The organism is Cryomorpha ignava, from assembly GCF_010686655.1.
GTDB classification, from domain to species: domain Bacteria; phylum Bacteroidota; class Bacteroidia; order Flavobacteriales_D; family Cryomorphaceae; genus Cryomorpha; species Cryomorpha ignava.
The window spans coordinates 273,187-295,399 of record NZ_JAAGVY010000002.1 but is presented as its reverse complement, the minus strand read 5'-3'; the positions used below and the strand labels follow the sequence as shown (position 1 = coordinate 295,399).

Below are 22,213 nucleotides of genomic sequence, written 5' to 3'. Positions count from 1 at the left end.
AGAAAGCATCGTTAACCAGATTACCCGACCCTGTAAGTGGTCGCACCACTAAAATGGCTGCACAATTGTTAATTGATTCTGAAAAGCTCAATGAGAGCAGGGATTGCTTCGCGATCCCATTATCGCTTTATTGAACCACACAAGCAAAACCCTATGGCGAGCGAAAATGCTCGCCGGTTTTTTAATTCAAGACTCACCTTTCAAGCGAGCTTGAGGTGAGTCTTGAATTAAAAAACCCCTAATGTCTCCGACATTAGGGGTTTTACTTGTGACCGCGCAGGGATTCGAACCCCGAACCTCCGCATCCGTAGTGCGGTGCTCTATCCAGTTAAGCTACGCAGCCGTGCAATCTGTTTTGCGGGTGCAAATATAATACTTTATTTTTCTTTACCATACTTCCAAATGAAGGAATTTTATATTTTTCAATGCAAAGGTATTAACCTACAAACCAAAACTTATTTAATCTCCGAAACCGCCGTGGGACGATCAATTACCGAAATCTTATTTAATTCAATAGTAGAGAGTAAGGGTAATTTATCAGCATTGTACATTTCTGAAATGTATTGAAGCGAATCAGGCGCCGGACCTTTATAATTCTCGTAATCCTGAAAAATAATCCCATTAATTCTCCGTGAGTTGGTGACTGCCCGAAATCTGGAACCACCTTTATTTACGTGAAATGAATAGGCAAGATAATCTAAAGAATAATCGGCCTTATCTAACCAATACAAATAAACGTCATCGTGATCAGTTCCTCCACCTTCTTCAGAAAAAGTCACCTCTATCCGATAATAATCTTTTCCTTTAATATTTTCCGTACCATCTAATTTTGAATGCACTGCATTGTCACTTAGCAATGACGGAAGCATAGCAAAATAAACCACCGAATTAAGCGATTCGGCATAAGCCATACTGTCTTTTGCCGATAAGGCAATGCGCACGCCATTTCGTTTAGCGATTAATCCGCCATTGGTTAATTCCCAAATATTATCTCCCAATGAGTCTGAAAAACTGGTAGAATATGTAAAAGAATTGGCCGAACGAAATACATGATAATCTTTATCTCTAAATCCAAAAGATATATCAGTATCATAGTATTTCACACCGCCATGAAATGCGATAGCGCTATCTATAATCATCTCTGATTTTGAACGAGTATCAACAGATTCGGCATTTTGGCCATCCCGGCTTTCCCCGCAGGAATAAGCCAAAACGCAAATTGGAAATAGAATGACTAAAAATTTCCTCATTAAAACATATCTCTATCCAAATAGATAGCTTTTATGCGCTGAAGCTCTTCCTTGTTTACACTATTTTCGGGATGTGCGAAAAGATCAAGCAAATACAAAAAGTTCTCTTTCACATCATTAAAGCTGTCTTCAGAATTCATATCGATATCTTGATCTATGTTTCCTTCTTCGTCTTCTTCGGCGAGGAGATTGATATCAAATGTTCCCTTATCATCAATGTACTCAGCAGTTAATCGGGTTACACGAGTAATCAACGGCTCTTTTTGTTCTATAAAATGTGGGCGTAATTCGGTGAGAAGTTTTACAACATCATCTTTTACAATCCCCTTTTTCTCTACCAAAGATTTTAGTTTATCTATAAGTGCTACTGTATCTTTGCTAAGTGTTGCTTCCATAAATTTCATTTTTACGCTTCAAAATTAATCATTCTCACCGATAATGGTGTATTTTAAAGGGTGGGTTTGTTAATTCCTACCAGTATCCCGACTATCTATCAGTTATTAAAGTTGGCCAACTATCTTCAAATAGAATTAGAATACTTATGAAATGTGTTGCAATTGTTCTAACGGGACAATGGTTTTTACCATTCCAAAAAAGACAGTTGCCTTGTTTTTAGATATTTCCTCAACAGTTCCATGCTGTGAGCTTGCCTTGAGCTTGACGTTATCGCCTATCTTAATCGGTTTTTCAGAAAGCTTTTTCTCAAGAATTACCTTTCCTTTTTTATTTTGCTTTTGCCGTTTTATACGATCTTGTTTGTCGCGCATTTTACCAACAATGTCAGCTTCCTTCTTTTTTGCCGCGTCTTTTTCGGCCTGAAGTGTAAGCCTGTGAGCGAGATCTTTGCGTTTTCCCTTCTCTTGCCATGATTCCAGCAAGGCATCGTACTTTTTGCCTTTTTCAATTAACTGCTTGTTTTCACTAAAATTCAGATCTTCCTGCTTTTGGCGATACATTTCTGTTTCGCGCTTGTTAGCATCAATCTCTTTTCGCATGAGCGATTTCTCTTGCTGCAAAAGGCTCGTCTCTTTATTTAGCTGGTTCTTTTTTGTTTGAAGCGTAATGAGCAACTGGTCAAATTTCACTTTCCGTTCGTCGAGTTTGTCTTTAGCTCTGTTTATTATACTTTGCTCAAGGCCAATCTTTTGAGCTACTTCAAATGTATAAGAACTTCCTGCGTTACCGATGTTTAATTCATACTTAGGCTGCAAGGTTTTTTCGTTAAAAAGCATGCTCCCATTCATCATGTACGGATTACTTTCGGCCATGATTTTAATATTGGAATAATGGGTGGTAATGATTCCATAAGCTTTGGTCTCCGCCAATTCTTCCAGTATTACTTCCGCAATGGCACCACCCAGCTCCGGGTCTGAACCGGTTCCAAACTCATCTATAAAAAACAAGGTGTTTTTGTGCGCATGAAATAAAAAGTGCTTCATCTTGAGTAAGCGCGAACTATAGGTACTCAACTCATAAGCAATGGATTGATCATCGCCGATATCAACAAATATCTGTTTGAAAATGCCCATTGTACTCAAGTCAGATGCGGGAATAAGTAATCCACTTTGAAACATTATTTGCAGTAAGCCCAATGTTTTAAGCGATATCGATTTCCCACCGGCATTCGGCCCACTGATTATTAAAATGCGCTTGTTGTGGTCTAAAGTGAGCGACAGCGGCATAGTGGGTTTTCCTTCCCTCTTGTTCTGCGAAAGCAAAACCGGGTGATAGGCATTGAGCAAGGTGATGTCTTTTTCGCGTGATATAATGGGCTTATTGGCATCAATTTGCAAGGCGTAGCGCGCTTTCGCGAATGTGAAATCAACAAATCCCAAGGCGCGTTCGTACGACTCTAAAATTCCTTGATACGCTCTGATTTCTGTAGTGAGCTGGCGCAAAATACGGTACTCTTCGCGTTGCTCTCTTTGGCGTGCTTCAGCAATATCATTGTTGAGCGAAACCATCGCAGCCGGTTCAATAAATGCGGTGCTCCCTGTTTCTGAAGTTCCGTGAAGAGTGCCAACAATTTGGCGTTTATGCTCTGCTACAACTGCAAGCACGCGTCGCTCGTTGTAATAACTTTCGTCAAATTCGCGCAGCCAGCCGAGCTTCTTGTATTTTCTTACTGCTGCTTCAAAAACTTTATTGGCTTTTTGACGCGCTTCACTCAATGCTTTTCGGGCAGCGCCCAGTTCTTTAGACGCATTTGACTTTACAAATCCGTTTGGCTCAAGTATCGCATCAATGATTTTTATCAGCTCATTTGAAGCTTCCAGTCCAGCAGTAATTTCCTTAAGGGCTGGATACAAAACCCGCTTATCAGCAAGAAACTTTATTACCGAGGCAGCTACTTCTGCAACCTTACGCAATTTTATGATTTCCTGGCCTTCCAAAACCGCGTTTTGAATGCCGAGTTTTCCCAGCTCGCGGCTAATATTCGGAAAGGCATACTCCGGAAAGAAAATTCCGTTCTCGACAATAGCTTTGGACTCAAAAGTCTGGTTTAGCCATTCTTCAATTTGGCCTGTTTCATCAACCGGCTTTAGCTCTCCGGCAAATTCCTTGGCTTTCTGGCTTTGAGCCAAATCAACAATACGATCTACGATTGCTGAAAATTCAAAACGTTTTAAAGTATCTTCCGGATAGAGTTTCACGAAACAAATTTAACTATTGCAAGAGTAAGATCAGACCTGTATAACGAAAAACTTAGATTCACCCGGTTTATTTCTCAAGGGCATTGAGAATCTCCTCGCCCAAAGGTTCTGCTCCAGATCTGTAGCGATGAACTAGCTTACCTTCTTCATCAATCAGAAATTTTTCGAAATTCCATTTTATGTCTCCCGTAAAATCTGGATTTTCTTCAGATGTAAGCCATTTAAATAATTCGTGCTGGTCGCTGCCTTTTACAGAAACTTTTTGAGCCATTGGGAAACTAACTCCATAGTTTTTTTCACAAAAGGCAGCAATCTCATCATTGGTGCCTGGCTCCTGACCTCCAAAATTATTGGCTGGAAAGCCTACGATAACCAGCTCATCCTTAAATTCTTTATACAATTCTTCGAGTTGCTTATACTGTGAAGTATATCCACATTCAGAAGCTGTGTTTACAATCAGAATTTTCTTGCCTTTGTATTCACTGAAATCAATCTGGCCCGATTCCAGAGCCGGTACTTTAAAGTTGTAAATAGACATTTCGGTTGTTGATTTAGGATTTGAATTAAATGCCAGGGCGGCAATAAAAAAGAAATTTAAGAGGCTCATTTATTATGTGGTTTATGCGATTTTCATTCTACAACTTCAATTGTGAATAATTGTTTAGCAAAGTTATTCATCAAAAGAAATATCGGCGTAAATTGAGAAACAAAAAACAATGAATCGGATATTCAAAAAAATGGGCGATTTAAGCACCGTTCAATTAGGTACATACACCCAGGAAATGCTCCGAAAAAATCCGGGGATCAAAATATATGTCGGCAGCGATAGCCAAAACTATCCCAACAAAACCCTTTATGCCACTACGGTTGTTTTTCGGTTTGAAAATAATGGCGCGCACGTTATATTTCACAAAGAGGCTACACCGTTGGTTACCGATATGTGGACGCGTCTATGGGGCGAATTACAACGGAGTATTGATGTTGCGGGATATCTGAAATTTGAATGTGATGTGCCCATAGAACAGATAGATCTCGACTTAAATAGCGATCCAGATTTTAAATCGAATCGTGTTTTTCAGGCTGCGGTTGGTTATGCCCAAAGTATGGGATACGTTGCCAGAACCAAACCAGATTTGCTTATAGCCACATGGGCTGCTAATGTGTTGGTGAACTAATTTTCCCGGTTTCTTTGATAACTTTGCGCTCTTTGCCCCACCTTTGCGACTTTCGACCGGAGGGAGTCCGCATGGAGCGGTTAAAACAAAACCGAATGCTAACTGTCTAAATCGTATCCTTATCCCGTCGCGAACCTTCAAGTACCGAATTAAGCACAGTCATTAAAATGCTAAACAGCAGTGCCCACCAGAAACCGTCTACGGAAAACCCATCAATCATATACCCGGCGAGCATAATAATCAGTGCGTTGATTACAAAAAGAAAAAGCCCCAGCGTTAAGATTGTAACCGGAATGGTTAAAATAATAAGTATTGGCTTAACGAAAATATTCAGCAAACCAAGTATAATTGCAACAACAAGAGCGGTCCAATAGCTTTCAACTCCTATTCCGGGCAAGGCCCAGGCGAGTCCCATTATAATTAAAGCGTTGATTAAAAGGCGTACGATTAAGTTCATTGGTTTGGTATTAAGTGAAATATGAAGGTATTAATTATTCTGACATTCCAAAGGCGAAGTGTATAAGAAAAAGGTCATTCGCTTAAGCCAATTAAACTGAAGAAATTAGAAATCTTTGACTTTCAAATTGATTGATTATTCCATAAAAAAAGGCATCCCTTGGGGGACACCTTTCATTTTTCAATAACAATCAAAAAGTTAGTTCAATATTACCATCACATTTTTAATGGATTCTGAACTTTTTACTTCTAAAGCTTTGGAGTAAGCTAAAATTTTTTTTACTGTATTGCGGTTCGGGCTGAACATCCCACCAAGCATATTGGGCTCAGAGGAGTGTGCATCACCAGAACGCAAATTGTGATGTTTAGAAAAATAATTTGGAGTAGAATGGGCCATAGGCTTATTTGTTTTTACCTAAAACGCACCACTACAATGATTATTATCTAAACCCTAATATTTTATTTGGTAAGTGTAATATTATTTTTCTCAATAAGCTTACGCATATTGATAAGCGCATAGCGCATTCGGCCCAGTGACGTATTGATACTCACATTACAACGGTCAGAAATTTCTTTGAAGCTCATATTGTTATAATGCCTCATCATTACCACTTCCTTCTGCTCTTCGGGGAGCTCATCTATAAGCTGACGTATGTCGCCATGAATAATGTCTTCGATCCAAACGTCTTCCACGTTTTTTTCATCATTCGCGATTCCAGCAAACACATCGAAGTTTTCATCACTGCGCACTTTAGGCATTTTTTTGGCTTTTCTGAAATGATCTATCGAAAGATTGTGTGCTATACGCAAAACCCAAGGAAGGAACTTGCCTTCTTCGTTATACTTACCTTGCTTTAAGGTGCGTATAGCTTTCATAAAGGTTTCTTGAAAAATATCGTCGGCCACTTCTCTGTCACGCACCATAAGCACGATTTGTGTAAAAATACGATCTTTATGACGCTTGAGTAATATTTCGAAGGCAGTTTCGTTCCCTTTAAGGTAAGCCGAAACCAATTCCTGGTCGGATACTATTTTTGATTGCATACTTCTCCCTGTTTATTTAGATTGAGAATTTAGGAGTAGATCTGTATGCTATAGGCTGTAAGTTTGGGTGTTTTAACAAAAATGTCCGCACATATATACGAACATCTGAGCACTAAGATATGTTATTGAATCTTACCATGCAAATTTTCGGTTAATTTGCACCTTGGAAAAAATGTTAATTCGCTTTTAAAATTATGCCGCAAGCCCTTGCCCCCACAGTTAATCAGAAGACTCATATAATCATAAAAAATGCCTATACCCACAATTTAAAAGGAGTAACGGTAGCGCTTCGGCGCGGAAAATTCATTGTTATTACCGGACTTTCGGGTAGTGGTAAGTCATCGCTGGCTTTTGATACGCTCTATGCCGAAGGTCAAAGACGGTATGTAGAAAGTCTCTCTTCTTATGCGCGCCAGTTTCTCGATAAGATGGATAAACCCGAGGTGGAATCTATTTTGGGAATTTCGCCGGCCATTGCTATTGAGCAGAAAGTTACTACCCGTAATGCACGATCTACCGTAGGCACCTCTACCGAAATATACGATTATCTTAAGTTGCTTTTTGCCAGAGCGGGTCATACCATCAGCCCCATTTCCGGAAAGGAAGTAAAAAGGCACACCACAACGGATGTGGTAAACTTTATTAGCAACCTTGAAGAAGGTGCAAAATGCTTAATTCTTGCTCCCCTTTATGTAAAGGGCGATCGCACCATGGCACAACAAGTTGATATATTAATGAAGCAGGGTTACGCGCGCGTTTCGATTAATGGTGAATTGAAACGTCTGGATGAAATTGATGCAGACAAGACCAAGAAAAAAGATCAAATTCACATCGTTATTGATCGTATTGTCAATAAAAAAGATGACGAAGAGAATATTTCCCGAATAGGCGATTCCATCGAAACTGCGTTTTTTGAGGGGAATGGCGACTGTATTATTCAAGTGATAGATGGAAAAAAAGAAGGGCTTCACCCCTTTTCAAACCGCTTTGAGCTTGATGGCATGCAATTTGAAATTCCAAATGAATACTTCTTTAGTTTCAACAATCCGGTAGGTGCCTGCAAAACCTGCGAAGGGTTTGGAAATGTTATAGGAATTGATCCCGATTCGGTGATTCCGAACAAAAAGCTAAGTATTTATGATGACGCGGTGATGGCTTGGCGGGGAGAGAAAATGGAAGTCTGGAAAAATGAATTGGTGCGCAGTGCCGATAAGTTCGATTTTCCGATCCATCGCCCATACCATCAACTTACCGATGCGCAAAAAGATTTACTCTGGACCGGAAATAAGCACTTTAAAGGACTGAACGCATTTTTTAAATATATAGAGTCTAAGTCGTACAAAATCCAGTACCGCGTAATGTTAAGTCGCTACCGCGGAAAAACGACTTGTCCTGATTGCAAAGGCTCGCGTCTGCGAAAAGATGCCACTTACGTGAAAGTTGATGGATATTCAATTGTTGACTTTCTAAAAATGCCGGTTAAGAATAGCCTGCCGGCAATGCGCGCGCTGCACTTAAACGAAAACGACCGGTCTATTGCCAAAAGGCTATTGATCGAAATCGATAATCGACTGCAATTTTTAAACGATGTTGGTCTTGGTTATTTAAGTCTCGACCGGATGAGCAATACCCTTTCGGGTGGTGAATCGCAGCGGATAAAACTGGCTACATCGCTTGGCAGCAGCTTGGTGGGAAGCATGTACATTCTCGACGAACCGAGTATTGGGCTTCATCCACACGACACAACCCGGTTGATCAGCGTTTTGCGCTCACTTCAAAAATTGGGTAATACCGTAATTGTGGTAGAGCACGACGAAGAGATTATGAAAGCCGCCGACGATATTATCGATATGGGCCCCGGCGCGGGAACTCTGGGAGGCGAAGTCGTCTTTCAGGGAAATCACGATGAGTTGATTCATGCAAAAGATTCTCTTACAGCAGATTACCTTACCGGGAAAATAGAGATTGCAATTCCCGCCAAGCGGAAGAAATGGAAAAATTCAATTACCATAAAAGGAGCTCGTGAGCACAACCTTAAAGATATTGATGTTACTATTCCGCTCGAAAGTTTCGTTGCCGTTACCGGAATGAGTGGAAGTGGAAAATCGACATTGATTACCGATATTTTCTATCCTGCTATACAAAAGCAGCTGGGTCAGTACGGTAGTAAAATGGGCGAGTTTGATGAGTTAGAAGGCGACTTGCGCGTTATAAGGGCTGTTGAATTTGTCGATCAAAATCCCATTGGAAAATCATCGCGAAGCAATCCGGTAACTTATGTAAAAGCTTTTGACGAAATACGTTCACTCTACGCATCCCAAAAGCTTTCGAAAATGCGCAATTACAAACCCGGGCATTTTAGCTTTAACGTAAAAGGTGGTCGATGCGAAACCTGCGAAGGTGAAGGTCTGGTGCGGATTGAAATGCAGTTTATGGCAGATATTCAGCTTACCTGCGAATCGTGTAAAGGGAAGAGATACAAGGATGAAACGTTGGAGATAAAATACCGTGGAAAGAATATTTCGGAGATTCTAAAAATGACTGTTGACGAGTCGATCGACTTTTTTAAAGGCGATACCAAATTAAAATCAGCACAGAAAATAGTGTCAAAACTCGAGCCGCTTCAAAAAGTTGGGTTGGGCTATGTTCAACTCGGACAATCATCAAGCACACTTAGTGGTGGTGAGGCACAGCGCACTAAGCTGGCTGCTTTTTTGGCTAAGGGTGACAATGAGCCCCATACCTTGTTTATATTTGATGAGCCCACTACAGGTTTGCACTTTCACGATGTAGCCAAGCTCCTCGAAAGCTTTAGAGAATTGCTCAATCGCGGACACAGCGTAATTGTCATTGAGCACAATCTCGATATTATTAAGTCGGCTGACTGGGTAATAGATTTGGGGCCGGAAGGTGGCGAAGCTGGAGGTAATCTTGTATTTGCCGGAACGCCCGAGGGATTGATAGAATGTCCTGATTCTGTTACTGGTGGGTATTTGAAGGCGAAGTTTGGTTAAAAAAAAGGTCGCGAGTCTCAAGTCACGAGTCGCGAGCTTAGCAATAAGCTGGGAAAGTTGAGCTCTGTTGGTGGGAGCTAATTATTGTCTATGGTTATGATATTTTCGCTGCGCTGAATAGCAAATGCGGAGGGATCGGGATATCTCATTAACAAATTTAAAAATATGATTTTCGAGAACGTTAAATTAATGTTGCTATTGTTTTCTATGGTGTTCTTTGCAATAGGTTGCAATTCTAATCAAATTAAGCAACCCAAAGCTTATCCCGATTGCTTAGAGAAAACAGTTTTCAATTCTGAATACTTGAATGTTGACACCGTATCATTTAAATTTGAAAATTCTGATAGAACTCCAAATCTCAGCTTTTTTAAGTATGATGATTATAGGGGGTTTGAGGTCATGGACGATAGACTTTTTACGGAAATTTTAGATAGTCTAAAAATGTCAAAAACTCAAACACAAAGCCTAATTAAAACTTACGACGCGGTAGAAAACCAAAATGATTCTTTACAATTGCCTAATATTTACAATGTGTTAATATCAAATATTTTGGTCACTCAGAATCACAGTTATGCTTTACTATCAGCAATTATTAGTGTAACAGAAAATCAATCAATTGAATGCTATTTCGTTTTTTCATATAGTCTCATAATCCCTGAATGATGAATCTAAAAAAAAAATCAAGAAAATTATTTGAATAATAGTTTTTTGATGGAAAATATTAAGTAAAATGAAGCATTATAAAAATGAATATCTGCTTCGCTCCGTATTTTAAGATTAACTCACAACCTAAAGACCCGCTGCACTTGGATTGACTCCAAGTGAATCAAAAGGAATAAATTTGACGCACCAGCTCGCGACTCGCGACTAGCGACTCGAGACTAACTTCTCTCCTGAAACTGCATATCAATCAATTTCTTATAATGCCCTTCATTTGCAAGAAGTTGTTGATGAGTTCCTTGCTCAATTATCCTTCCTTTTTCAAGAACGATTATTCTGTCAGCCTTTTGAATCGTGCTCAACCTGTGGGCAATAACTATGCTCGTTCGGTTTTCAGTAAGGCGATCTATCGCGTTTTGAATCATCAATTCCGATTCAGTATCGACAGATGAAGTAGCCTCGTCGAGAATTAGAATTTTGGGATTGTAAACATAAGCTCTGATAAAGCTGATGAGCTGGCGCTGGCCGACACTTAACATTCCACCGCGTTCTTTTACATCGTAATCGTAAGAGCCGGGCAGCTTTTCAATAAAGGTAGATGCACCCACAGCTTCGGCGGCTTTTACAATTTCTTCTCTGGTAATGGCAGGATTTTGAAGTGATATATTGTTTGCAACGGTATCCGAAAACAGAAAAACATCCTGAAGTACAACGGCAATTTCATTTCTCAAATATTCTAAATCGTAATCCTGAACTGGCGTATCGTCAATGAGAATTTCACCTTTTTGGAATTCATAAAAACGGTTGATCAAGTTTACAATACTCGATTTTCCGGCGCCCGTAGCTCCCACAAAAGCAATGGTTTCTCCTGGTTTCGCTTCAAAACTCAAGTCTTTCAATACCCAATCTTCATCCTGATAGGCAAACCAGACGTTTCTAAATTTTATGCTGCCCTGTATTCCCGAATTAAGTGTGCCAGAATCCTGAATATGGCTTTCTGTATCGAGAACGGCAAAAACACGCTCACTTCCCACCATTCCCATTTGCAATACATTAAATCGGTCGGCAAGTTGACGTATAGGTCTGAATAGCATATGAATAAAAAGAATAAACATAACCAGATCTCCCATTGTGACTTCACCTTCGATCACACCTCCTACGCCCCACCAAATGAGCAATGAAAGTGAAACTGCCGATAGAATCTCAACTACCGGGAAGAAAATAGAATAAGCCCAAATAGATTTTATGTGCGCTTTTCTATGGCTGCGGTTAATATTTACAAATTTCTCTTTTTCTTTTGATTCGCGGTTAAATACCTGAACGATTGACATGCCCACAATATGCTCCTGCGCAAAGGCATTAAGGCGCGATACCTGCGTACGCACCTGCTGAAAAGAACGCTTAATGGCATTCTTAAAAATAATCATTGCAAAAATGAGGATAGGAATCGGCACGAGGCTATAAAGTGTTAGTTGCCAATTAATTGCAAACATAACCCCGATAACGACAATCAGTTTAAGCAAATCGCCCATTATGCTTAATAGCCCCTGCGAGAATATTTGCGAAATGGTTTCTATATCGCTAATACATCTGGTAACCAATGTACCAATAGCAGTTTTATCGAAATATTTAAGCTTAAAAGATGTAATGTGATTAAAGAGAATGGAGCGAAGGTCTATTGTAACCGACTGACCCAACCAGTTGCTATAATAAGTTTGATAAAACTGTGCTCCCGCTTCCACAAATAAAATTCCCACCACAATGAGCATTAGGTAAAGCAAACCTGTTGGGTCATTGTTTATTACATATACATCTATCGCTTTCCCGATAAGAACCGGCCGTATTACACCAAGAGCGGCGAGAAAAATTGTAAGAAATAACGCGAAGTAAAATACGCGTTTATAAGGCGCCACATATCGAAATACGCGGGTAAAAAGTTTGAGATCGAATGCCTTACCTGTTATCTGGGCCATGAAATTGCGGATAAATAATTTTGCTTAGAAAGAGACCTTGCGGGTGTACTGATTTTCCGGCAGCGCTTCTCTCCTTTCCTGCTATAATGGTTTTTAATTCTTCGGGCGGTATTGCTCCTTCGCCAATTTTAAACATGGTACCCACAATGGCGCGCACCATATTTCTCAAAAATCGATTGGCAGTTATTTTAAACACCATACCGTCGTCAATAGTTTCCCAATGTGCAAATTTAACATTACACATATTGGTAAAGGTCTGGGTTCTGCTCTTGCTAAATGCTGAAAAATCTTGCTCACCAAGAAGGTACGCGCAAGCCACATTCATCAAATCTATATTTATGACTTTGGAATGGTAAACCGAATATTGATTCTTAAAAGGATCTTTGGCAAAATGCACAAAGTACTCATATGATCTATCAGTGGCGCTAAAACGTGCATGAACGTGCTCTTTGGCTGTAAAGCAATCCTTTATGGAAATATCAATGGGTAAAACTGCATTGAGTTTATAGACGATTTCGGGATGAATTTCTACATTGGTGTCAAAATGGGCATAGTAATCTTTTGCGTGAACACCCGTATCAGTGCGGCCACAGCCAATTATGCACTTTACATCCGGCACAAATATTCTCAGCGCTTTCTCGATAGTTTCCTGTACCGTGTTAACTTTGGGCTGAACCTGCCAGCCGCTGTAATTTGTACCATCGTAAGCCAGATGCAAAAAGTAGCGTTGCAATTTGATTTAATTTTGCGCAAAAGTAAGAACCTTTCATTGAACCCGCGATAAAAAGATAAGAGTGAGAAAAATTGGGATCATATCAGACACACACAGCCATATAGATGAGCGCATTGCGCATCACCTCAAAAACTGCGATGAGATATGGCATGCCGGCGATATTGGTGATATTTCTGTAACAGACGCTTTAAACAAAATTGCCCCGGTGCGTGGGGTTTACGGCAATATTGACGGCGGGGTGTTGAGAACTGTATTTCCTCTAAATCAATTTTTTGAAGTGGAAGGTGTAAAGGTTTTTATGACTCATATTGCCGGAAAGCCCGGAAGCTATCCTGCTCGCGTGAGTGCTGAAATCAGAAAGTTCCAACCGCAAATTTTCGTTTGCGGACATTCACATATTTGCATGGTAAAGCAGAATCCGGCATTTTCATTGCTTCATATCAACCCCGGTGCGGCAGGTGTGCAGGGATTTCACAAAGTGCGTACGCTTCTGCGAATGGAATTGGACAAAGGAAAAATATCAAATCTGGAAGTTGTGGAATTGGGGAAACGTTAGAGTTAATCTTATTGGCTGATCTTATCCACTTATCGCTCCGCGGCGGTATTCACCCCGCGGAAATACATGTTTCAATTGATATACTTAAATATTTAGACCGCCGGTTTTAAATCCCGTTTTGAGTGGGTAGATCCACTCGCCATAGTAATCGTCACAATAAAATTCTACCCAGCGATACACAATACAGGGATTCCCTGCGGGTTTAGTACCAAGTTGGTTTTATCCATATTTCCAAAATAGCGGTTCTCTTCAGACATCTGCGAAAGCATAGTAATCAATCCGGCATTGCTTTCTTTGGCATGAGCCAATATTTCGCGGGCATAGCCAACGGAATAAATGGTCGCCTCCCTAGTTACCGTTTTGTAACGCACTTTGTGTTCATCAAAGTATTTTTTGGTTTTGTCCAGATTTTTCAGAAATTCATTATCAGTTCCATCGCCTTTTAAAACGCTAAAAATATCCACATCGCTATCTAAGTCCAATGCCCACTCGGCCGTTTTCGCAATCATGGCGTCAAAATTTTCGTGAATCCCAATTGGGAGAAGAATCTGAGAAATATTATCGCCGGGTTTGACGGTATTGCCTTGCACAATTAATGACGAAATGGATATACTTTGGATAAGCTTTATAACGTTGGCCCCAAAAAGAGCCTGGTACACCCCTTCCACACCATGGGTTCCGATTACAACAAAATCGGCATCAACGAGCAGCAATAGTTTCGGTATTTCTTGAAGGTACTCGCCTTTTCCAACTGAAACCGAGTATTTTACTCCATGCGTTTCAATATTCGTAAATGCTATCAGCTTCTTTTTGATTTCTTCGATATCCGGATTATGCTCGTCGGTAATATGAAGCAGATTTACGCTGGCTCCGGTTTCGTGAGAAAGCCAGCAGGCGTATTGTGTTGCCATTTCGGAAGTTGTCCTAAAATCGATTAAAACAGATATCGTTTTCATTCTTATTGCATTTAAAATTACGCCACGCTAAATTTAAGACAATTAATTCACAACCTTGTTCATTCTCCAAAAGGACAAATTACGAACAAGTAATTACGAATTGCGAATGATTAATTACGCATCTGGTCATCGAACGGAGTCGAGATGGGAGTCGAGATGGGGGCCGGAATTTCGCTTATCTTATTCTATCTAAAGACTTTACAAGTGCCTCATCTGCTTTTATTCCCCGCACGGCCAGGAAGCAAAATACGATGGCAATTACGGGCATGTAAAAACCTGTATGGTGGAGTATATCAAGCGCTCCATCAAATACCTGGTCGTTAATGGCATCGATGGCAAAAAAAAGATAAACGATATAACCGAGATTTATCAGATAGGCAAGTCGGACAATACGCATCTGAACAGGTCTCTTTTTATAGAGAAAAATGCTGATAAGCGGAATCAAAACGGCGAATGCCCCAAATATCCACGCCGGAAATCCAAAAGGGCTCATCATTTCCACCACTTGGCTTTGCACATTAAAGACTCCAAACATAGCAAACTCTGCCACTTCGGTTTCATTTGCATAAAAATGCGCGTAGGGAAGAAAAAAAGTCATAGCACCAGCAAGGGTAGCCAACACAAGGTAGATTGATTGTACTCTCTGTATCATGGGTCAGAATTTTGAGGAGCAAATATAGAATTTTAGCATCAACATAAAAGGTGAAAATCAAGACTGATATTAAGCCACTTACTTCTTTATAAATTCCAGAAATTCATTCATTTTTTCAGTAGTCATAACTTTTGGTGTTTTAACCTGACCACCTTTTTTCTTACTCTTTGCCAAGAAGCCGTGATATGTTTCTTTAGAAATGGACTCTACCTTTACTCCTTTTAATGCTTTGCTTCGCGCAACTTTGTAGTTCTTATTGGCCTCCGTCAAAGATTTATCTAGCAAGTCTTTGAATTTAGTGCAATCAAATTCATCATCAGTTACAACAATCCACTGGTGAAAATATTCGCCATTTTCATTTTTTACAGCAGCTACCGAAAACTCGTTGACGCTAACATCCATTTTTTGAGAAGCTTCGATAATGGCCGCATCCATTTTTTCTTCCGATAATTGAGAACCGACAACATTCAAAAAGAATTTTGTTCTTCCGGTTATCATTATCTCATTGGTTTTCAAATTGACAAATTTTATGGTGTCGCCAATGCTGTATCGCCAGGCACCTGCGCAAGAGCTCACAATCAATACATAGTCTTGATTCTCTTCCACTTCGTCAATGGTGAGCGTAACCGGATTTTCGAGAATTGCGCCGGTTTCATCTACACCACGCGAATCGAATGGAATGAACTCATAGAAGTATCCGTGATTTACGGCCAGATTCATAGCCATGGAATCCGGGCGGCTCGAGTAGGCAAAAAACCCTTCAGACGCGAGATAAGTATCAATAATTGCTATGGGTTTTGCGCAGAGGGCATCAAAATCGGTGCGGTATGTTTCGTAGGCCACTCCCCCACTGGCAAATACAGCAAAGTTTGGCCAAATGTCGTGTATAGATTTGAGCTTGTGCCGCTTCACTATTTCCTGCAAAAGGAGTAAAACCCATGAAGGGATACCTGCTATGGCACCAATATTCCAGTTGGGCGCTTCCTTTACAATTGCCGCCACGCGCTCGTCCCAATCTTTTATAGCAGCAATTTCTTTTCCCGGGCGGTAGAACAAATCGTAATATCCCGGAAAATTACTCACGTTTATTCCACTTATTTCTCCTTCGAGGTATCCCTCGGTATTCTCTTTTAAATTGGCGCTACTGCTAAGCATGAGAATTTCACTTTCAAATACCTCTTCCGGGAAGTCAAAATTTGGCAATTCCTTTATCAAAGATCTGCCCACATCGCGCATACTTTGCAGAAAGTCATCCGTAATCGGGATTCGCTTACTGCTCTTGCCGGTAGTTCCGCTGCTCAAGGCAAAAAACTCTGGAATTCCCGGCCAGGTAATATCAGGATGAATCTGCTGCTTACACCACCATTGATCGTGCATAGCTTCATAACCGTGAATGGGTACTTCGCCTTTAAAGGCCATAATTATATCATCGGAATCCAAGATTTTTGCAAAGCCATAATATTTTCCAAAAGCGGTATCTTTTGCTTTGGAAAGCAGATTTTTGAGTTGATTTAATTGCGGATTATCATCATTGGTAAAATCAAAATTTAGTTTTTGATTAATTCCAATTCCTGCTTTTATAAGTTTTCCAATTATAGCCACTACAGTATTTTTCTATTTTTCGTTTTTATCTTCTAAAAGATCTTTCGCAATTCGTATTGGAAATTCTTTTTCTCCTCCGTATAACTTAATCTCCTGAATATCAGCAGGCATGTAATAACCTGCATCTTCAAGAGCTTCCTTCACATTTCGCACCACATTGCCTTTGGTTACCAATGCCTGTCGTCTAAAATCTTTGGTGTCAACCCAAAAATAAACTTTGAGATTTACAGTGCTGGTAGCCAATTCGTCCTCGATTACAAAATTTTCGTGCTCCTCGTCTTCCACAACAAGGGGCTCCATACTCAAAGCTTTGAGAACCGTTTCCTTTGCCCCCTCAATATTGTCTTCGTATGCTATCCCTATTATAAAATCCCATCGAAAGAATCCATCTTCGGTATAATTCGTGACGGGAGTTGTAAGCACATCACTATTAGGAATATACACATCACGTCCATCGAAAGTCTTTATTTTGGTATAACGAAACGTGAGTGTTTTGATCTTTCCAAAATTATCGCCAATCATCACTGTATCATCTACATCGAAAGGCCGATTAAACGAAAGAATAACTCCGGCGATGAAATTTTCGCCAATGTCTTTAAATGCAAACCCGAGAACCACGGCAGATGCGCCTGCCGCCGTAAGAACACCAGTCGCAATACCGCCAAGACCAGCCGCCCTTAAGGCGAGCATAATTGCGATTGTAACAAACACGATCTTGATTGCCTTTGCCAAAAATCGGCTCATAAGAGGGTCTGCAGCCTTCTTTTCTATTCTGCGTCTGAATATATTGCCTACCCAAGTACCCAGCAGAAGTCCGATAATGATTATTAAAATGCCAAGACCGATACCGGGTAGCATTTCTATAAATTCATTGGCAAAGTTCTTTAGAGACTCGGTTAGGCTGATCGTTTGCTCTTGAATAGCATTATAGTCGTCGTTCATAAATGATTGAAGTGATACTTGAAACTAACACCTTATTGAGAAAAGTGTTTAAAATAAAAAAGCCGTCCGATTAAGACAGCTTTTTAAGTTTTTAAAAGGCACAAATGAACCTTGAAATTAAAAATTTACTTTATAATTTTAACATTGATAGCTACCGGCCCTTTATCGCCTGGTGCTACATCAAAAGAAACGAGATTTCCCTCTTTGATTTCGTCAATGTGCGATTTTACGTGTGTAAACAAACTTTCGCCAGTGCCTTTCACCTTGATAAAACCATAGCCTTTTGAATCGTCGTAAAAGGATACTGTACCTTCCTTTACTGTATCTTCTTCCTCGCTATCATCCTTAGGCGGAATACCGATTATGATATCTTCTGCTTTAATCTTTACTTTTTTGACATTCGGGTCTGGCGGCGTGTCCGTCAGATTTCCGTCGGCATCAACATAGGCTATCATATCGTCAAAGCTTGAGCCACCGGCACTTTCTTCCTGGCGCTGCTCTTTACGCTTCATTTTATCTTCCTTCTTCTTCTGCTTCTTTTTTTCTTTTTCCCGTTTACTCCAGGTTTCCTGAGATCTTCCCAATTCGTATTTCTTTTTTAATTACAGATCGCCTGAACTTTTCAAACAACCGCCATGAATATAATGATAAACTGAGACTTTACAAAAGATTATCACAAATATATTGCAAAGCTACGAGTAATTATTTTAAATAGAATAATAATATGCCGAAATGCTTTAATGAAAATCTAAACAGTATTCGGAAGAATTCCACAATAAAGTATATTCGGTGTGGTACTAAATAAAATGTATTAATCTAGATGCGATGAAACCCTCAAAATGCTATGATCTGCAGAAGGCAACAGGCTTTGCGTCATTTTTTATTATTCCGGCACAATAAAATTTGGGCAGAATTCTTACCTTTCGCTTTTAAAGTAAAACCCTGTCAAACGCTTTGTCTGCTTACTTTGTCTGCATAAGCAAAAAGAGCGTTTCGACCTCATAAGATCTTTATGGCAAGAGCTATTATTGATATTCACTGCGACCTCCTGATTTATCTCACCCGAGAGAATTCGGATATCAACACTACAAAAGATATTGGCAGCTCTCTCCCATTTTTACAAAACGGAAATGTAAAACTCCAGACCATGGCAATTTTTGCGCCTACGGTAGCTGAAAGCCATAAGTTGGGATTGCAGCAAAGTCAAATATTTAAGTATCTGGCTCACAGTGAAACGGACAACTTATATGCAATAGGAAAAGAGCATTTGGGAACGCTTGATACCATAGAGGGAATCGGTATGGTGGCTTCTGTAGAAAATGCTTCTGCCTTTTGCGATGAGGCGATTGACCTGAAAGAAGGATTCAAAAATTTGGACTTGATAATCCAGAATGTGGGCAAATTATTTTACATAAGTCTTACCCATCACGCAGAAAATAGATTTGGTGGCGGCAATTATTCAACTGCAGGGTTGAAAGACGATGGCAAAGCATTGATGGACTACATGGCAGGAAAGCATATCGCATTGGATTTTTCGCATACAAGCGATGCCCTTGCATATGATTTGCTGACTTATTTAGCAAAACAAAATTTGGATATCCCAATTATCGCAAGCCATTCAAATTACCGTCCGGTGTGGGATCACCCGCGTAACTTATCGGATGAGATTGCATCGGAGATCATCCGAAAAGAAGGCCTTATCGGCGTTAATTTCCTACGCGCCTTTGTAAACAACGACAACCCCAATGCCTTGTATGATCATATAGCCCACGGCATTGCATTAAATGGTAGAGATGCAATTTGTTTTGGGGCCGATTACTTTTTTGCCGGTACCCATCCAGATCAATCCAGAATTCCATTTTATTATCCGGCACATGAAAATGCCAGCCGGTATCCGGATATTGCTATTGAAATTGAAAAACGATTTGGTGGTGAGGTTGCGGAAAAGATTAGCTCTGGGAATGCAAAGCGATTTTTGGATAGGTTGTGGGATTAGCCATTCGCAAAGCTACCTTAAAACATAAATTGATTACAGTCTGCATTTTTTTAGTCAAACTCAATAGCCGAGGTGATTTTAAGCATATTGAAGCTTAGCGAATACAACCATCTCAATTGTTCCCAAACAAGATGGGCTTCCTGAAAGTCGCGTACCTGCAAGGTATTGATTGCTCCCATCAGTGGCGTATTTTCTGCCTGAAAGACTTCTAATTGCTCCAGAAAAAACGAATCATCCTGTGCTCCAATCAAGATTTTTTCTTTTGGTTTTTCTTTTAAGCTTTGCAAAACCAGGGCTAAATTTTGGTCTATTTTGGCTATTGCCGCATTAAAAGCCATCGATGCACTGGTGGTGGGGTGAAACTGGATATAAGAACTAAGTGATGCCAGAGCAGATAAAAAAGTGTGGTTTAGCTCAACCAATTCATAGATTTCGGGTAGGTTTATTTGCTTCGACTTAGGTTCCTGAGCCATTCGCTGAAAAGCGGAACTCAAATTTGAGGTCTCTAAAAACGCTTCCTTTCGGGAAACCTTGTACGTAATAGGCACCTGACCTTTTTGCTGATAATAATGGGCTATCTGACCCAGAAAATTCTTGTTTGCACAAACGCTGGTTTCAATATTTCGGCTTATTTCGAGAAAACCCCAGGCAGGCCAGAGCCATCGCATTGCCATGTAAGAAAGGGCGGCACCGATGGCGGTATCGCCGATTCGAAACTGTATAACATTTAAAATATCGGGCCGGGTAATGGCATAGATAAAGACCACACTAAGTGTAACAAAAGTGGCCGATGCCTTATAATTGCGCTGCACCATAGAGAAGGCAATAACAAGAGACACAACGCCTAAGGCGGCATAGGCATAAGGATGACGCACGAGAAAAACCAGTCCCAAAGCAAGAAAAGCACCTATCAGAGTCCCGATGATTCTATCTTTAGATCGTGTTTTTGTAAGTCCATAGCCCGGCCGCATAATTACGATGATGGTGAGCAAAATCCAGTAAGGAGTTTGCGAATCGAACCAGGCGCCAACGGTGTAGCCCACCATAAGTGTAACCGCGAGCCGCAAGGAATGCTTAAAAATATTGGAACGGAGACTAAAGTTGCGCACCAAAATGGCGGGATCGTAATCTTGTGAAACGATGAATAGTCTCGACACCGATTTATCAACAGGCTCCTCTCCTTCCAAATCTGGATTGCCGAGTAACCACTTGATTTTTTTAATTTTCACAAACTGCTTTTCCTGATATTCAAATAGGTTTTTGAGCATGGCATAAGCGGCATAATCGACCCCGTTGGCATTTTGTCCATATTCAGAAATTTCCGATTTCACCTGTTCAAAGCACTCGGTAAGCTTATTGTTTTTGGGGAGTTTTTTCGTGTCGCCTCCCGCATTGGCGATACCCCGCAATTGGCTGACCATTTCGAGAATTATCTTCTGGAAACTCCTCACATATTTGGGGTTTTCTATAAATAGAGCATCCATTTTATCGTAATTCACCGGATTTGCTGTGGCCGTTTCGAGCATTTCAACCAATTGCACGAATATGAGAAGCCGACGCCCTTCGAAATTTGATTTCCCGGATTTTTGCCGTGAGAGCATTAAAATTTCCCGCAAGGTGGCGTGGTGTTCAATAAGCTTTATCTGAATATCGTGCAGCCTGGTTTGCAGTGTCTTACGATCATTATTAGGGTCTACCAGCTTGCTGCGGATTTCCAGAAAATCGGCGGTAAGCAAATAGGTATCAGACAGAATTTCTTCTGTCTGAGCCTTTCGGCTAAGCCGGTGCCACACCATTGTTAGCAGCAAATACCACAACCCGCCTACTCCAACCAAGAGCGAATATTGCCAAATCTCAAGGTTTTGAACATCGTATGCAAAGCTCAATACAAGCGCCAAAAGACCGGAAAAGCTGATAAGCGATGCGCGAAAACCATACACCGAAATGAAGGCAATGGCAAAAGTGAAAATTCCTATAATCGGCAGCGAAATCCAGGCTTCGTAGTGCAGATAGCCTCCTACCAAACTCACAATCATTACGAGAGCTGCCGAGAAAAGTATCCCTATTTTTTTATGCCGGAAGCTTCCGCTAACATCGCTTGGCGAACACCAAAACGCTCCAAAACAGAGTGCTAAACCAATTTCAAAATGCCCCAAATACAGACCGATTAAAATAGGAGTCGTAATGGCGAACCCTATCATAACAGCTTTTGAAAAGTCGCGGCTCTTAAGGAAGAGCGGCAGATCTTTTAAAAAAAGGGTAGATATTGAAAATTTTGAAGCCAAGTTTGTTTTTGAGTATTTTGTACGGAGTATTGAGTAGTGTGTATTTCGTATTCTCCCCTCGTAGCTTCGTCGATTTATCGCGATGCAAATTTACGAATATTAAGAAGGGCTTATTGAGTATTCGGTATAAATGTCGCCCAGTCGGCATTACCTCCGGTTTAACTATACCCCCACCGCGTCCTACTAATCGTTTATTGCCTTTTAGGGCATCTCCCATATGACATGACACCCATTGCGACCTCAGCGTAAACCCTCATGCCGGTTG

20 protein-coding genes and 1 tRNA gene are annotated in these 22,213 nt (G+C 40.5%); 5 read left to right on the top strand and 16 right to left on the bottom strand.

The window, feature by feature from the left end; translation table 11 throughout:
• Nucleotides 1–269 precede the first annotated feature (269 nt).
• The 5 genes from G3O08_RS02640 to G3O08_RS02620 all read right to left on the bottom strand — a co-directional run bounded on the left by G3O08_RS02640 (nt 270) and on the right by G3O08_RS02620 (nt 4,511).
• Nucleotides 270–343, bottom strand: a tRNA-Arg gene (locus G3O08_RS02640).
• A gap of 112 nt (nt 344–455) precedes the next feature.
• A complete protein-coding gene (locus G3O08_RS02635; protein ID WP_163283098.1) occupies nt 456–1,250 on the bottom strand; it encodes a DUF6503 family protein in 795 nt (264 codons plus the stop codon).
• The gene (locus tag G3O08_RS02630) at nt 1,250–1,645 is read right to left on the bottom strand and encodes a hypothetical protein (protein WP_163283097.1); all 396 of its coding nucleotides are present in this window, start codon (nt 1,643–1,645) and stop codon (nt 1,250–1,252) included. Before G3O08_RS02630 ends, G3O08_RS02635 begins: the two co-directional genes overlap by 1 nt.
• Nucleotides 1,646–1,789: 144 nt before the next feature.
• Nucleotides 1,790–3,904 carry an endonuclease MutS2 gene (locus tag G3O08_RS21635; protein ID WP_163283096.1) on the bottom strand — a complete coding sequence of 705 codons (2,115 nt, stop codon included), beginning with the start codon at nt 3,902–3,904 and terminating at the stop codon, nt 1,790–1,792.
• Between the two features lie 67 nt (nt 3,905–3,971).
• Nucleotides 3,972–4,511, bottom strand: coding sequence for a glutathione peroxidase (locus G3O08_RS02620; protein WP_204336755.1), 540 nt, complete (start codon nt 4,509–4,511; stop codon nt 3,972–3,974).
• A gap of 109 nt (nt 4,512–4,620) precedes the next feature.
• On the opposite strand from G3O08_RS02620, the gene G3O08_RS02615 reads away from it, so the two are divergent.
• Entirely contained in the window at nt 4,621–5,079 is a 459-nt protein-coding gene (locus G3O08_RS02615) for a ribonuclease H-like YkuK family protein (protein WP_163283095.1), read from the top strand.
• Between the two features lie 106 nt (nt 5,080–5,185).
• Here the strand turns inward: G3O08_RS02615 and G3O08_RS02610 are convergent, their stop codons facing one another.
• The 3 genes from G3O08_RS02610 to G3O08_RS02600 all read right to left on the bottom strand — a co-directional run bounded on the left by G3O08_RS02610 (nt 5,186) and on the right by G3O08_RS02600 (nt 6,579).
• Nucleotides 5,186–5,536 (bottom strand): phage holin family protein, encoded by a 351-nt coding sequence (locus G3O08_RS02610; RefSeq protein ID WP_163283094.1) that lies wholly within the window; start codon nt 5,534–5,536, stop codon nt 5,186–5,188.
• 198 nt (nt 5,537–5,734) lie between these two features.
• Complete coding sequence (locus G3O08_RS02605; RefSeq protein WP_163283093.1) at nt 5,735–5,932, bottom strand: hypothetical protein; 198 nt, start codon at nt 5,930–5,932, stop codon at nt 5,735–5,737.
• A 62-nt stretch (nt 5,933–5,994) separates the two neighbouring features.
• Nucleotides 5,995–6,579 carry an RNA polymerase sigma factor gene (locus tag G3O08_RS02600; protein ID WP_163283092.1) on the bottom strand — a complete coding sequence of 195 codons (585 nt, stop codon included), beginning with the start codon at nt 6,577–6,579 and terminating at the stop codon, nt 5,995–5,997.
• Between the two features lie 194 nt (nt 6,580–6,773).
• Here G3O08_RS02600 and uvrA point away from each other — a divergent pair, with 194 nt between their 5' ends.
• Both uvrA and G3O08_RS02590 read left to right on the top strand, forming a co-directional pair.
• Nucleotides 6,774–9,593 (top strand): excinuclease ABC subunit UvrA, encoded by a 2,820-nt coding sequence (uvrA, locus tag G3O08_RS02595; protein ID WP_163283091.1) that lies wholly within the window; start codon nt 6,774–6,776, stop codon nt 9,591–9,593.
• Nucleotides 9,594–9,782: 189 nt separating this feature from the next.
• Nucleotides 9,783–10,256 (top strand): hypothetical protein, encoded by a 474-nt coding sequence (locus tag G3O08_RS02590; protein WP_204336754.1) that lies wholly within the window; start codon nt 9,783–9,785, stop codon nt 10,254–10,256.
• Between the two features lie 218 nt (nt 10,257–10,474).
• Here the strand turns inward: G3O08_RS02590 and G3O08_RS02585 are convergent, their stop codons facing one another.
• Together G3O08_RS02585 and truA are read right to left on the bottom strand one after the other, a co-directional pair.
• Nucleotides 10,475–12,226, bottom strand: coding sequence for an ABC transporter ATP-binding protein (locus G3O08_RS02585; protein WP_163283089.1), 1,752 nt, complete (start codon nt 12,224–12,226; stop codon nt 10,475–10,477).
• Nucleotides 12,207–12,959 carry a tRNA pseudouridine(38-40) synthase TruA gene (gene truA / locus G3O08_RS02580; RefSeq protein WP_204336753.1) on the bottom strand — a complete coding sequence of 251 codons (753 nt, stop codon included), beginning with the start codon at nt 12,957–12,959 and terminating at the stop codon, nt 12,207–12,209. The genes G3O08_RS02585 and truA overlap by 20 nt, the downstream gene beginning before the upstream one ends.
• Nucleotides 12,960–13,020: 61 nt before the next feature.
• Between truA and G3O08_RS02575 the strand changes: the two genes are divergently transcribed.
• On the top strand, nt 13,021–13,515 hold the full coding sequence (locus G3O08_RS02575) for a metallophosphoesterase family protein (RefSeq protein ID WP_163283088.1): 495 nt from the start codon (nt 13,021–13,023) through the stop codon (nt 13,513–13,515).
• A 164-nt stretch (nt 13,516–13,679) separates the two neighbouring features.
• Here the strand turns inward: G3O08_RS02575 and G3O08_RS02570 are convergent, their stop codons facing one another.
• The 5 genes from G3O08_RS02570 to G3O08_RS02550 form a co-directional block, all read right to left on the bottom strand.
• Nucleotides 13,680–14,471 carry a universal stress protein gene (locus tag G3O08_RS02570; protein WP_163283087.1) on the bottom strand — a complete coding sequence of 264 codons (792 nt, stop codon included), beginning with the start codon at nt 14,469–14,471 and terminating at the stop codon, nt 13,680–13,682.
• A 175-nt stretch (nt 14,472–14,646) separates the two neighbouring features.
• A complete protein-coding gene (locus tag G3O08_RS02565) occupies nt 14,647–15,123 on the bottom strand; it encodes a DUF4293 domain-containing protein (RefSeq protein WP_163283086.1) in 477 nt (158 codons plus the stop codon).
• Nucleotides 15,124–15,201: 78 nt separating this feature from the next.
• Nucleotides 15,202–16,725: a GH3 family domain-containing protein gene (locus G3O08_RS21630; RefSeq protein ID WP_163283085.1), complete on the bottom strand. Its 1,524-nt coding sequence runs from the start codon at nt 16,723–16,725 to the stop codon at nt 15,202–15,204.
• A gap of 12 nt (nt 16,726–16,737) precedes the next feature.
• Nucleotides 16,738–17,667, bottom strand: coding sequence for a mechanosensitive ion channel family protein (locus tag G3O08_RS02555; protein ID WP_163283084.1), 930 nt, complete (start codon nt 17,665–17,667; stop codon nt 16,738–16,740).
• A gap of 125 nt (nt 17,668–17,792) precedes the next feature.
• Complete coding sequence (locus G3O08_RS02550; RefSeq protein ID WP_163283083.1) at nt 17,793–18,251, bottom strand: cold-shock protein; 459 nt, start codon at nt 18,249–18,251, stop codon at nt 17,793–17,795.
• A gap of 428 nt (nt 18,252–18,679) precedes the next feature.
• Here G3O08_RS02550 and G3O08_RS02545 point away from each other — a divergent pair, with 428 nt between their 5' ends.
• Nucleotides 18,680–19,663 (top strand): dipeptidase, encoded by a 984-nt coding sequence (locus G3O08_RS02545; RefSeq protein ID WP_163283082.1) that lies wholly within the window; start codon nt 18,680–18,682, stop codon nt 19,661–19,663.
• A 50-nt stretch (nt 19,664–19,713) separates the two neighbouring features.
• On the opposite strand, the gene G3O08_RS02540 is transcribed toward G3O08_RS02545, so the two are convergent.
• Complete coding sequence (locus tag G3O08_RS02540) at nt 19,714–21,948, bottom strand: FUSC family protein (RefSeq protein WP_239540858.1); 2,235 nt, start codon at nt 21,946–21,948, stop codon at nt 19,714–19,716.
• Between the last annotated feature and the right edge of the window lie 265 nt (nt 21,949–22,213).

Bases quoted from the DNA above. Each gene is read 5' to 3' on its own strand.
- G3O08_RS02635 (WP_163283098.1), bottom strand. From the start codon at position 1,250: ATGAGGAAATTTTTAGTCATTCTATTTCCAATTTGCGTTTTGGCTTAT.
- G3O08_RS02630 (WP_163283097.1), bottom strand. From the start codon at position 1,645: ATGGAAGCAACACTTAGCAAAGATACAGTAGCACTTATAGATAAACTA.
- G3O08_RS02620 (WP_204336755.1), bottom strand. From the start codon at position 4,511: ATGAGCCTCTTAAATTTCTTTTTTATTGCCGCCCTGGCATTTAATTCA.
- G3O08_RS02615 (WP_163283095.1), top strand. From the start codon at position 4,621: ATGAATCGGATATTCAAAAAAATGGGCGATTTAAGCACCGTTCAATTA.
- G3O08_RS02610 (WP_163283094.1), bottom strand. From the start codon at position 5,536: ATGAACTTAATCGTACGCCTTTTAATCAACGCTTTAATTATAATGGGA.
- G3O08_RS02605 (WP_163283093.1), bottom strand. From the start codon at position 5,932: ATGGCCCATTCTACTCCAAATTATTTTTCTAAACATCACAATTTGCGT.
- G3O08_RS02600 (WP_163283092.1), bottom strand. From the start codon at position 6,579: ATGCAATCAAAAATAGTATCCGACCAGGAATTGGTTTCGGCTTACCTT.
- uvrA (WP_163283091.1), top strand. From the start codon at position 6,774: ATGCCGCAAGCCCTTGCCCCCACAGTTAATCAGAAGACTCATATAATC.
- G3O08_RS02590 (WP_204336754.1), top strand. From the start codon at position 9,783: ATGTTGCTATTGTTTTCTATGGTGTTCTTTGCAATAGGTTGCAATTCT.
- G3O08_RS02585 (WP_163283089.1), bottom strand. From the start codon at position 12,226: ATGGCCCAGATAACAGGTAAGGCATTCGATCTCAAACTTTTTACCCGC.
- G3O08_RS02570 (WP_163283087.1), bottom strand. From the start codon at position 14,471: ATGAAAACGATATCTGTTTTAATCGATTTTAGGACAACTTCCGAAATG.
- G3O08_RS02565 (WP_163283086.1), bottom strand. From the start codon at position 15,123: ATGATACAGAGAGTACAATCAATCTACCTTGTGTTGGCTACCCTTGCT.
- G3O08_RS02555 (WP_163283084.1), bottom strand. From the start codon at position 17,667: ATGAACGACGACTATAATGCTATTCAAGAGCAAACGATCAGCCTAACC.
- G3O08_RS02545 (WP_163283082.1), top strand. From the start codon at position 18,680: ATGGCAAGAGCTATTATTGATATTCACTGCGACCTCCTGATTTATCTC.